The following is a 12,070-nucleotide window of genomic DNA, read 5'->3' as shown; positions in this document are numbered from 1 at the left end:
ACGAATCGCCTGCGCTTCATTACATTAGCCGGTCACGCCGGCCCGACCTCTCCGGGCCGCGCGGCACACGACTTCATTGCGCAGACGCCGACCGCACGAACGCGGCCAGATCGCGATTGAACCGCTCGGCTTCCTCGATGAACGGCGCGTGCCCCGACTCCGCGTACACCTTGCTGGCAATGCGCGGATTCAACTCGGCCGCGCGAGCCAGCGTCGCGTGCGTATCGACCAGCGCGTCGCGGCCGCCGTAGATGAAGAGCAGCGGCACACGCGCATTGCCGAGCCCCGCGGCGGCGAACACCGACATCGTCGGAATCGTCTTTTGCATGTCCCACGACGCCATCGCCGCGTTCGCGAGCAAGCGCTCGAACGTCACGGCATCCGGCCGACGGTTGAAGCACAGACCGACGAACGTACGCTCGCCGTCGAGATGCGTTTTCAGGTCCGGCGCATTCATGTCCCGGTACACGTCCGGATGATCGACGATCTGGCCCGGCGCAAGCTCGACCACGCCATCGACATACACGGCGCCCGCGATCGCGCGATCGCCGTATTTGGCGAGGTAGTTCGAGATCACCGCGCCGCCGAGCGACCAGCCGACCACGACGGGTTTGCGCGCATGCGCACCGTCGATGACCGCGGCGAGATCGTCGCCCCAGCGGGTTCCGTCGCGATACGGTTGCGCGCCGAGCGGCTTGTCCGACAGCCCGTGGCCGCGCAGGTCGTACGTGATGATCCGGAATCCGCGCAGGTCGGGGCTCCGGACCTGCGCGTCCCAGTTCAGCCGGCTGCCGAGCAGGCCGTGGATCAGGATGACCGGCACGCCGTCGGGGTCGCCGCTTTCCTGCACGGCCAGCTTCACGCCGTCCGTCGACGTCACGGTATAGCTCAGCGGCGCGGCGGCCGCGTCGTACGCCAACGCGAACGGCGTCGCCCACCAGATCACGGCCATCAGCCAGCGGATCAGCACTCGGGTCGTCACGATTTTTCCTCCAGGCATGAACGGACGCCCAGTCTCAACCCTCACACTGGTGTGAGAGTCAAGCGGATCGTGCTAACCTGCTTTCCATGAAAAACCCGCCTACCCAGCCCCTGCTGACCATCGGCAAACTCGCGCAGCTCACCGGCGCGAGCGTGCGCTCGATCCGGCACTACGACGAGCACGGCCTGCTCGCGTCGGTGCGCGCGGCCAACGGCTATCGCCTGTTCGCCGACAACGCGGTGACGCAGGTCAAGCAGATTCAGCGCATGATCGCGACCGGCTTCACCCTCGACGACATTCGCGGCTTTCCGGACTGCATGCTGCTGATCGACGGCGCGCGGTCGTGCGACCAGATCACCGACGTCCAGCGCGAACGCCTCGAAGCGATCGACCGCCAGATCGCCGATCTCGAAAAGCGGCGCGCGCGGCTCGTCAAGATGTTGCGCGATGGCGCGGTGCCGCCGCTCGATTGAAGCGCGGTTCGCCAGCCCGGCTCGGGCGCCGCCTCACCCGTCGGCCCCCTCCATACCGGGATCGCGCGAGGATACGCGGCCGCCGCACCACCACAAAAACGCGCCTATTCAATGACGGTCGATTACAAACGCTTTTTATAAGCGCATCCTTGACATGCCGAATCGCGTGGTATTTACTCCCATTGCACTCGACGCAATACGCAATCGCAGCACGACAAAACAACAGGACTGAGAGTTGCATTTGCATCGGCATGCAAGAAATGCGCGTCGGCGAAATGCAAGACGAAGAAGTAAAACAGACGTGATCCGAACGGGGGCCACATCCATGTCCGCTACCAGCAAACCGCCGCCTGGCGGTTGATTCCCGTCATTCAGCCATCCGACCACGCAGGTCCGCCGACGGTTTTTCGATAGAACCGGGGCGGCATCGTCACGTGCGTCGTCCACCCGCATCGCGTCGCGCATGCGTCGGGTTTCAATGCGAGACGGCATGTTCGCGGAATACTCATTTCAAAAATCCGGTGAGTCCCGAATTTCACCGGTCGCGCAATATAAATTCGGGATTTCTTTAAAAAAGACGTGCCTCGATATTTCACATATTGATGAAGGAATGAAAATGAGTACCACGACGATCGAAAATGCCGGTTACGGGGTCTACAACTCGACCATCGATGTCACGACCCAGGTGGCGGCGGCCTACAAGAACGGCCAGCGCGTATTCACCGCCAGCAATCAATGGGGCGATCCGGCGCCGGGCGAGCGCAAGTACCTGTACATCTTCTGGACCCGCAACAGCGAATGGCAGTCGGGCGTGACCGGCGAGAACGATTCTCACGGCGTGACGCTGCCCTGAACCGTATTCCGCGCGCGGGACGGGTCGCCGCGTCGCGGCAGCGTGCAGTCGCCGTACGGCCCGTGCGCGTCATCTCGCGCGCAGCGTGTTTCCCCACCCTACCGATCGACAGGAGTCTTTCATGCCGTCCATCTACGTGCAGAACATCTCGATTCCCGTGAGCACCGCCACGCCGTCCGACTCGGGCGTCATCACGGCCCAGACCACCTACAGCTTCCCGACCAACGTGATTGCGGCCGGCGCGTCGGTGGCCAGTTACTCGGCCTCGTTCGGCAGCACCGACCACCACCTGCGCACGGTAGGCGCGAGCGTGCAGGTCCAGACGCAGAACAATTCGCCGACGGTGACCATCACGGGCTCGCTCCAGCTGATCGACAACAGCAACAACGAACTCAACCCGAGCAGTTGCTCGTTGACCGCGTCGGTCATTGCCTGGGCGCAATAAGCGACGTTCGCCGCCGCATCGCCGCGATGCGCGGCGTCGTTCCATTGTCCGGTTTGCAGTCGTGCCTTTCGTGGTCCTCCGCCCGCCGTTCGGGCCGAGGACCATTTTCTCGAGGAGTCGCCATGTCCACCAGCGCCAGCCAGCAAGCCGACATCCCCGCCCTGGGCGTGCTCCAGTTCGACGCCGGCAGCTTCGGTTCCGCCGTGAACCTGTTCCGCGGCAATCTCGCCTTTCCGCTCAAGCTGCTGACGCTGCCGGCACGTGGCGGGCTGGCGTTCGACCTGACCCTGCTGTACCAGAGCAACGTCGCGGACCAGGTCTCGCAATGGAACCTCACGAACCCGAGCGGCGCGCTCGGCGTGGGCTGGAGCATGCCGCTCGAACGCATCGTCGCGGAAACGCAGGGTACGGGCAGCCCGCTCGACGTCCAGTATTACCTGATGAGCCAGGGCCAGGCGATGCAGCTCGTGCCGATCCCGACGGCGTGGAGCCGCGGCACGCTGCCCGCCGACGCGTTCGACGACGCCGCGACCGCGGCGCTGTTCGCGAGCGACCGCGTGCCGGCGCCGCTCGCGTCCGCGCTGGAACGACACGGCTGGCGCCCGTCCGGCGACGCGCGGATCGCGTCCACCGGCCGCCCCGACGAGTGGCGTCTCGACGATGCGCCGCTGCGCCGCTCGCACCTGTTGCGCCGGCAACCGGACGGCACGATCACCGTGACCACCGACGGCCAGTCCTATGAAACGGCGCCCTACCAGTTCTGGCAGATCACGCACTACCCGGCCTGGGACAGCTGGGAAGTCGTCCGCCCGGACGGCACGGTCGCCACTTACGGCGGCTCGGATGCGGCCGCCGCCGCGCGCAACCTGATCCAGTGGGGCATCCGCTGGGGCAACTGGGTCGGCCCGAGCCGCCGCGCGGAAAACCAGCAGCGCTACGCGCTCGCGTGGAATCTCGCGCAGTTGCGCAATACGCTCGGGCACTGGATCGAATTTTCGTACAGCACGATCGAGCAGGCGGTCGGCGACGGCACGTTGACTTACACGCGCGAATGCCAGATCGCGAGCATGGAAAACGATCTCGGCTGGTCGTGCCGGTTCGCATGGCAGCCGATGACCTACGACACCCGCTCGCTCGACGCGCCGAAGGAATACCTGGCCGCGCACGGCGACCCTGCCCAGGCGCCGGGCGACCAGCCGAACGCATGGCAGGACCGTTACGAGACGCGCTATCTCGACCACGTCGACGTGATCGACGGCTCGGGCGCGCAGCAGACCCGGCTCGATTTCGACTGGTACGACCTGACCCTGCTCGCGCCGCGCGACGCAGCCAATCCGCTCGCCACCGGCGCCTGCTACAAACGCTATCTGAAAGGGGTGACCGATACCTTCAGCGGCGGCGCGGCCCGCCCCGGCATCGCATTCGACTACAACTTCGATGCCGACGGCGCGCCGAACCCGGGCGCGATGACGTCGATGACGCTGCCCACCGGCGGCGTGCTGCGCTACACGTACGCCGAGATCGACGTGGGCGCGGACGAGAACGTCGATCCGGGCTCGCGCAACCTCACCGTCGACAATCCGTTCGGCGCCAGCCGGCCGGGCGCGCCGCGCATCTGGTACGGCGCCGACTACGTGGTCGTCGCCTGGTACGAGGCCAGCGAGAACGCGCTGCTGGTGAACGTCTACACGTGGCTGGGCCGCTGGATTTCGGCCTGGACGGACTGGCAGCGCTTCGACGGCGCGCTCGATCTCGATCGGACGGTAGCCACGACCAGCGCCGACAGCTTCATGCTGCTGCTGGCCAACCTCGACGACACGCAATCGACGCTCTATCTCGCGTCGCGCCGGCCGGTCGCGAACGCGGACTGGCATTTCGCGGGCGAGCCCGGCTCGCCCACGCCGTACCGCTACGACAGCACGCAACTGCGGATCGCCAACGGCGCCGACTTCTTCGTCGTGATCGACGACGACGATCGCCGCGTCGACCGCTACGCGCTGAACTGGCAGACGCGCGACTGGGACGTCGCGCCCGCGCTCGCGAGCGGCACGTGCTGCCCGTCCGGCAGCGTCAATACGCAATCGTACGTGGCGGCGGCCACGAATCACTATCTGGTGTTCTGCTATGACGAGGACACGGCGCGCGGCCGCTTCAGCCTGATGGTCCGCGATGCGGCGACGCTGGCGTGGCGGCTCGGCAGCACGCTGGACACCGACGCGATCACGATTCCGGCGGTCGGCGCCACGTCGTATTTCCAGCTGTCGATGGGCCAGGGCTTCGCGGCCGCCGCGTGGATCGACCGCTATGCGTCGTCGGGCGGCGTGGTGCAGGCTTTCGACTACCGCCTGGCCGTGCTCGCGTGGGACGACGACTACGGCAACCTCGCGTTGCGCCCGCTGCCCGACGTATTCGACGGCCCGGGCTTCACGAACCTGTCGCCGGCCTTCATGCAGACGCTCGGCCCGGTGATCACCGGCAACAGCCTGATCGGCTCGGGCCCGAACGTGCTGGTGTTCGACGGCGTGAGCTGGTCCTACCACTTCGCCGGCATCCAGTACGCGCCCGGCAGCGACGCGAACCGCCAGTTCTACTGGTACGCGTGGGATCAGCTCGGCGTGCTGAAGACGGAGAACACGACGTCGGCGCTCTACGCCGCGCTCGACAGTTTCGATCCCGACGCCGACACGCCGTGGGTCACCCAGGTGCTGCAGGACGAGGACCCGGCGCCCGCGGACCGCGAGACGCAGGGCTTCCCGACGCTGGCCGGCACGTTCCTGTCGCAGAACCGCGACCTCTACGGCCGGTCGGTCTGGCCCGCGTGGAACCCGCTCGCCGGCTTCCGGCTGGGCGAGATCACCGTCGATCGCTTCGACAGCACGACCGTCATCAACCAGGCGCCGGACTTCCTCGCGTTCATGACGCTCGACGCCGACGGTGCGCCGCTCGACACGCAGGTGCGCTTCTTCTGCAACGGCGGGCTGCTGCGCGACGCGCAAGGCGAGCCGGTGGTCGAGCGTTTTCCCGGGCAGCAGATGTTCCGCCTGCTCAACAGCACGCTGCACTACGAGACGGCCATTTCGGGCAAGCTGCCGGCGATTCCGTCGGGGTTCGTGACCTTCCCGTCGGGCAACGAGATCGACGCATCGACCCACATCACGCTGCACCGCTATGCGAATCACTCGCTGCATGCGCCGCTCGCGGCCTTCGTCGTGACCGCGCTCGCGATGGACAGCGGCTACGACACGATGCTGCGCTGCTACGCGTACGCGGACGTGTCGGCCAACACCGATCCGTCGGGCAGCATCGTGCAATTCTCGACGGTGTCCGAATACCAGGCGTGCGAGACGCCGCAGGCGCAGCGCTACGGCTGGACCACGAGCCATTTCTACAACGGCCTGCCCGCGCGGACGCTGCAGTTGCCGGACGATTGCCGCATCCGCGCCGGCGTACGCGGGACGGCCGCGCCCGTCGACGACGCGTACTCGCTGGCGGCCGGCCTGCTGCTGTCGAGTTCGGTGTACGACCGCGACGGCACGCTGCTGTCGTCCACCACCAGCGACTGGACCTACACCGACCAGGTCGCGAGCGACGCGAACGGCGCCACGCTGCGCAATCTCTACGACGCCGTGCCGCAGATCGCGACGTCGGTCGAGAGCCTGCAGGGCGTCGCGCGCACCATGACCTATGCGTACAACGCGGCGTCGGGCTATCCGGCCACGGTGCAGACTGCCTATTACGACAGCCGGGGCGAGCTCAACGTCACGCAGCGCACGTCGCTGTTCGGTTTCGAGGTCTATCCGGCGATGTGGAGCGCGCACATCCTCGCGCCGGTGGCCAGCGCATCGACGCGGGTGCAGGCGGACGGCGGCTGGTTGTTGCAGGCCGCGAAGGCGCAGACCTTCCGCAACTGGGCGCACGACGACGGCACCACCTATCTCGCGGAAGCCGACAGCTGGGTCGCGGTCGACGAGAACGCGCCGCCGTTCGCCGCGTGGAACGGCGGTCAGCCCGGCGCGGGCTGGCTGCTGGAGGAGCGTATCGATACGCGCGACGGCGAGGGCAACGTGCTGCTCTCGCACGACGTCACCGGCCGGCCGATGGCTTCGCTGTTCGACGATGCAGCGCGCTTTCGCATCGCCGGCTTCGTCAATTCGGCCAGCGGCAATGCGTACGACAGTTTCGAGGATTACCAGCGGCCGACCTGGAGCCTGCCGGCCGGCGCCGCCGTCTATCGCGACGACGCGGCCAGCGGCACCGCCTGCCTGCAGATCACCGCGTCGGCGACGCTCACCCGTGCCGTGACGCTGACCGACGGCCGCGCGCGGCAATTGTTCGGCCTCTGGTTCAAGAGCCCGCCCGGCGCGACCGCGAGCGACTTCACCGTGACGTTGACGCTCACCGCGCCGGGCGGCGCGCAGTTGAGCCGGCGCCTCGCGCCCACCGCCGGCCAGTGGCAACCGCAGCAATGGACCGTCGATCCGTCGTCGCTCGGCCTCGGCGCGAACGCCACCGTCACGCTCGGCATTCGGGCCGAACTGCCGGCGGGCGGCGCGGCGTGGCTGCGGCTCGACGACGTGTTCTTCACGCCGCTCGACTGCCAGTTCCAGTCGATCGCCTACGACGGCGCACGGCTGCGCACGCTCGGCACCACCGCGCCGAACGGCGTGCGTTCGCGCACGCTCTACAACCCGTTCGCCGAGCCGTCCGTGACGGTCGGCCCCTGGGACAATCCGAGCTTGATCAGCATGACCTGGTTCGCCGCGCAGGACACGACGATCGGCCCGGCCGCGCCGTTTCCGCGCGCCACGCCGAACGCGGCGATCAACGTCAACGGCCAGGGGATCGGCATATACGACGGCTTCTGCAACGGCGCGCTGGCGTTCTACACGGCCGCGTCGGGCAATGCGGCCGACTGGAGCGCGGGCGGCGGGCTGCTCAGCTATCACGGCGAAGCGGCCGGGCCGCTCGGCGCGCGGCTCGAACGCACCGGTTTCGCGGCGGCGAGCATCGCCGCGCGCGTGCTGGTCGACCGCGCCAGCCTCGGCGACGCGGTGCTCGGCACCGGCACCTGGTTCGTCGGCTTCAGCCCGGCGCAGGGCTGGCGTCTGTGGCGGCTCGACGGCGCGAACCCCGTGCTGCTGCAATCCGACAGCGGCGCGCCGGCCGCACGGGAATGGCTGCTGGTGGCCGTGACGGGCCGCGTGCTGTTCTTCGCCGACGGGCTCAAGGTGTTCGAATATGCGGACGCCGCGGTCGCCGCCCCGTTCGGCATCCAGCTCGGCATGACGCAGCCCGGCAGCTTCTCGGCGCTGGCCGTGGCCGAGGACGTCGGCCTGAGCGTCGAGTATCGGGATGGCCTCGCGCGCAGCCTGCAGACGCTGAAGCTCGAATCGGCCGATAGCGCGGTGCTCGACACCGGCGTGTACGACGATCGCGGCAACACCGCGATCCGGGCACTCACGAGCCGTGTCACGGTGTCCGGCGCACAGGCGTTGTTCGTCTACCAGGACGGGCTGGTGACCAACGGCGGCGCCGACGGCAGCCTCTGGCAAGGCGCGCCGCTCGAGGGCGCGCTCGCCGCGTGGCATCCCGACGCCGGCGGCTATCCGTTCGCGCGCACGGTCTACGAAAACGCCCCGCTCGGCCGGCCGGTGGCGTTCGGTCAGCCCGGCTACGACTATGCGATCCGGCCCGGCAGCACGCATTACGCGACGCGCGGCTACGGCGTCAACGCCGACGCGGGGCGCTTCGCCTATCCGCTGCCGATCGGCGAGTATCACCTGACCACGGACGTCGATCCCAACGGCGCGGTCACGCAAAGCTGGTCGGACACGGCCGAGCACCTGATCGGCCGTGTCGTGCAGAACGCGCTCACCGACGACAGCCTCGACTGGCGCATGAGCCAGATTTACGACGCGCAGGGCCGCACCATCGCGTCGGTGCCGCCCGCGTCGTACGCGGCAGGCGGCGCCGGCACGAAAGCCGTGCCGGCCGGCAGCAGCACCGCCGACTACGACTTCGCCGGGCACCGGCTCAGCTCGACCGATCCCGACAGCGGCACCACGCAGATCGTCTACAGCAGCGCCGGGCTGATGCGCTTCCTCGCCGACGGCAATGCATTGAACGGCGGCTACATCGCCTATCGGAAATACGACACGCTGAGCCGCGTGATCGAGGAAGGCACCTGTGCCGTCGCGTGGGACCGCGCGCAGCTTCAGCAGCATGCCGACGACCCCGACTGGCCCCCGTCGTCGCCCACCTGGAGCGTGCGCCGCCACTACGACGGCGACGGATCGGATGCGACCCAGGACGACCATCTCGCCGGCCGGCTCTGGAAGGTGGAGGTCAACCAGGGCGACGCCGGGCAGGCCGGCTTGACCGAGACGGTCGCGTACGACCGGGCCGGGCGCGTGCTCGCGCGGCGCCGGCAATTCGCCGGGACGCCCGCGGGCGACTGCGTCATCGCGAATACGTGGTCGGCCGGCGGCAATCTGCTGTCGAGCACGGATTCGACCACGGGGCTCGTCAGCCTGCGCCGTTACGACGCGCTCGGCCGCTTGCTCGAGGTCGCGGCCGACACCGGCGGCACGACGACGGTGCTGATCGCGCACGAGTACGAGCCGAACGGCAAACCGGCGCTCACCCGCCTGTTGCCCGACGGCAAAGGCGCGTCGATGCTGTCCCGACGCTTCGCGTACACGCCGCCCGGCTGGCCCACAGTCAGCGATGCCGGGGGCGTGCTCAGGGAAACGCTCGCCTACGACACCGGCGCCTGTGAGGGCGGCGGCTATTACAACGGCGAAATCGCACGACAGACCGTCACGTCGGACGTGCCCGGCGGGTCGGTCGGGCCGGCCTGCACCACGATGGATTCGCTCGGCCAGCTGACCGCGTTCGGTTCCGGCGCCGACGCGCAACGCTGGGAGATCGACCTGAACGGCAACTTCGAGCGGCACACGCGCGGCGCCGATTCGGCCGGCTACACGTATGCGGCCGGCACCAACCGCCTGACCGGCTACACGGCCGCGCAGGACACCACCACGTTCGCGTACGACCATGCGGGCGGCATCGTCGGCGCGAGCGACGGCGCGGGTGCGACGTGCTGGCAGATCGGCTATGACGCCGGTACCGGGCGGCCCGTCAGCTACGCCGGCCCCGGTGCGTCGCTATCGATCCTGCGCGACGCGGACGGCAATCGCGCGGCGCTGACCCGGACGAGCGGCGGCGCGACGTCGCAGCGCTTCCAGACGTCGATGCCCGACGGCGAACTCATGGTCGACGCGGCGAATGGCGCGAGCGCGCCGACCCGCTTCATCGCCGCGCTCGACGTCCAGGTGGCATGGCACGACGGGCGCTTCTACTTCGCGCTGCTCGACCATCTCGGCAGCGTGCGCGTGCTGCTCGACGCGAGCGGCGAGACCGTCGGCGCGTGGCAGTACGACGTGTACGGCCAGCCCACCGTGCTGGTGGCCGCGCCGTTCGCGTGGCCGCGCCTGTTCACCGGCCACAACTACGACGCGGATTCCGGTTTCTACGACTGCAACGCGCGCTTCTACCACCCGGGCTACGGCCGCTACCTCAGCGTCGATCCGATGCTGGAAACGCCGTCGCCGTACGTCTATGTCGGCAACAACCCGCTCGTCTTCACCGATCCGAGCGGCATGAACGTGTGGGGCATCATCGTCGGCGCGCTGGTCACGCTGGCGGTGGGTGTGGCCGGCGTGCTGCTGCTCGGCACCGGCATCGGCGCGGCGATCCTGGTGGGCGTCGTGGCCGGCGCGGTCGGGTCGATGGCCGGCGACCTCATGAGCATGGCCACCGGCGACCAGATCAGCTGGAAACAGTTCGGCATCGATGCGCTGGCCGGTGCGGCGGCCGGCGCGGCCGGCGCGCTCGCGGGCGGCGGCGCCGGCGCACTGACCGCGCGCGCGGCGCTCGGCCTGAGCGCGGGCAAGGTAGCCACCACGCTGTCGGTGTCGCTCGTCTCCGGCATCGCGGGCGGCGTGGCCGGCGGCGCGGCCGGGGCCGGCGTGACGGCCGGCATGACCGGGCAGCCGTTCTTCAGCCGCGCGACCGCGCTGAACATCGCGATCGGCGCGGTGGCGGGCGGCGGCGCCGGGCTGATGGCGGCGGGCGCGCACCTCACCTTCTTCACCGGCAAGGCGTCGGTCGGCGTGAACCCGACGCCGCTGGAGAACGCCGGCGAAATCCCGAACTATCCGCCGCCGAACGCGCCCGGCTTGCCGAGCGAACCCGGCCAGAGCGGCCTGGTCGGCAAGGTGCGGATCCTGATGCCGAACGATCCGGTCACGACCAGCGTGAAAGCCACGTGGGATGCGTTCACCACCGATCTGCAGCGGCAGCAGTTCGCGCAGAATCTCACGCGGGTCGGCAACCTCGACGTCGACGTCGTCGCGACGCACGGTATTTCGCGCAGCGCGATGGTCGAGTGGACGGCCAAGAACGGCGTGCCGATCAACCGGCCGACCTCCGCGTCCACGCTGGCGCGGTTCCTGCGCGCGCAGGGCTATGGCGCGATCGACAGGAACTTTCCCGCCGCGTCGGGCAGGCCGATCAAGCTCGTCACCTGCTTCGCCGGGATGGCCGGCCGCTTCAGTTTCGCGCAGGCGCTGGCCAACGAGCTGCAAGTCGACGTGTACGCGCACTGGTGGGTCGTCTATCCGACCAACAATGCGACGCCATGGATCCGCTTTCAGCCGCGCTGACGGCGCGGCGCATCGCGACAGGCGACGACGGCCGCGTGGCGGCCGTCGCGCATCGGGCACGCTACGCGGCTCTATTCTTATGCCCGTGGGGTGGATTTCCCCGATCCGCTTGTTCCGACGTCAATCGTCGAAGGTGCCCCGATATTCCGGCGCGGCGTCCGCGCGCGTGTTCAGTTCGAACATCACGCCACCCGGCGCGCGGCAAAAGAAGCGCGAGCCGCGCCCGTTGTTGAAGACGTCCGTCTCCATCGCGACGCCCTCCTCCTTGAAGCGCGCGAACAACGCTTGCACGGCCTCGAGGCTCGGCAGTTCGAAGCCGACGTGGAAATGGGTCGGCCACGCGGGCACGCCGTCGCCGACGTGATCGATCACGACGTCGAAGCCCGGGCGTTTGAGAATCCACGATTTGTCCCAGCTTCCCGCGATCGTGAAGCCGAGGTATCGCTCGAAGAATCGGGCCGTCGCCAGCGTGTCGGCAGAGGGGAAGCTCAGGTGGTTGAGTTTCATCGTGTGGGTCGTGTCGGTCATGGTCGCGCGCTCTGATGCGGTGAAGGGCGAAGGCTCCATGCCATGCCGCCCGAGGACTTCAGA

Annotated in this window: 6 protein-coding genes; 4 read left to right on the top strand and 2 right to left on the bottom strand. The window is 68.6% G+C overall.

Annotated elements, in window-relative coordinates:
• Positions 1-73: 73 nt before the first annotated feature.
• A complete protein-coding gene (locus GJG85_RS32315; protein WP_204384497.1) occupies positions 74-982 on the bottom strand; it encodes an alpha/beta hydrolase in 909 nt (302 codons plus the stop codon).
• An 86-nt stretch (positions 983-1,068) separates the two neighbouring features.
• Here GJG85_RS32315 and GJG85_RS32310 point away from each other — a divergent pair, with 86 nt between their 5' ends.
• The 4 genes from GJG85_RS32310 (at position 1,069) to GJG85_RS32295 (ending at position 11,479) form a co-directional block, all read left to right on the top strand.
• Positions 1,069-1,455, top strand: coding sequence for a MerR family transcriptional regulator (locus GJG85_RS32310; protein WP_124630136.1), 387 nt, complete (start codon positions 1,069-1,071; stop codon positions 1,453-1,455).
• A gap of 490 nt (positions 1,456-1,945) precedes the next feature.
• A complete protein-coding gene (locus GJG85_RS32305; protein ID WP_124592691.1) occupies positions 1,946-2,308 on the top strand; it encodes a hypothetical protein in 363 nt (120 codons plus the stop codon).
• Positions 2,309-2,429: 121 nt separating this feature from the next.
• On the top strand, positions 2,430-2,753 hold the full coding sequence (locus tag GJG85_RS32300) for a hypothetical protein (RefSeq protein WP_050015283.1): 324 nt from the start codon (positions 2,430-2,432) through the stop codon (positions 2,751-2,753).
• A 122-nt stretch (positions 2,754-2,875) separates the two neighbouring features.
• Positions 2,876-11,479 carry an RHS repeat-associated core domain-containing protein gene (locus tag GJG85_RS32295; RefSeq protein WP_204384800.1) on the top strand — a complete coding sequence of 2,868 codons (8,604 nt, stop codon included), beginning with the start codon at positions 2,876-2,878 and terminating at the stop codon, positions 11,477-11,479.
• Positions 11,480-11,599: 120 nt separating this feature from the next.
• Here the strand turns inward: GJG85_RS32295 and GJG85_RS32290 are convergent, their stop codons facing one another.
• Positions 11,600-12,007 carry a VOC family protein gene (locus GJG85_RS32290; RefSeq protein ID WP_185731848.1) on the bottom strand — a complete coding sequence of 136 codons (408 nt, stop codon included), beginning with the start codon at positions 12,005-12,007 and terminating at the stop codon, positions 11,600-11,602.
• Positions 12,008-12,070: the final 63 nt, after the last annotated feature.

The sequence above is a fragment of the Burkholderia sp. MS389 genome (assembly GCF_016899425.1).
Taxonomy (GTDB): Bacteria; Pseudomonadota; Gammaproteobacteria; order Burkholderiales; family Burkholderiaceae; genus Burkholderia; species Burkholderia sola.
The sequence above is the reverse complement of the archived record's forward strand: the minus strand, read 5'-3'. Positions and strand labels throughout refer to the sequence as shown.

Bases quoted from the DNA above. Each gene is read 5' to 3' on its own strand.
- GJG85_RS32310 (WP_124630136.1), top strand. From the start codon at position 1,069: ATGAAAAACCCGCCTACCCAGCCCCTGCTGACCATCGGCAAACTCGCG.
- GJG85_RS32305 (WP_124592691.1), top strand. From the start codon at position 1,946: ATGTTCGCGGAATACTCATTTCAAAAATCCGGTGAGTCCCGAATTTCA.
- GJG85_RS32300 (WP_050015283.1), top strand. From the start codon at position 2,430: ATGCCGTCCATCTACGTGCAGAACATCTCGATTCCCGTGAGCACCGCC.
- GJG85_RS32295 (WP_204384800.1), top strand. From the start codon at position 2,876: ATGTCCACCAGCGCCAGCCAGCAAGCCGACATCCCCGCCCTGGGCGTG.
- GJG85_RS32290 (WP_185731848.1), bottom strand. From the start codon at position 12,007: ATGACCGACACGACCCACACGATGAAACTCAACCACCTGAGCTTCCCC.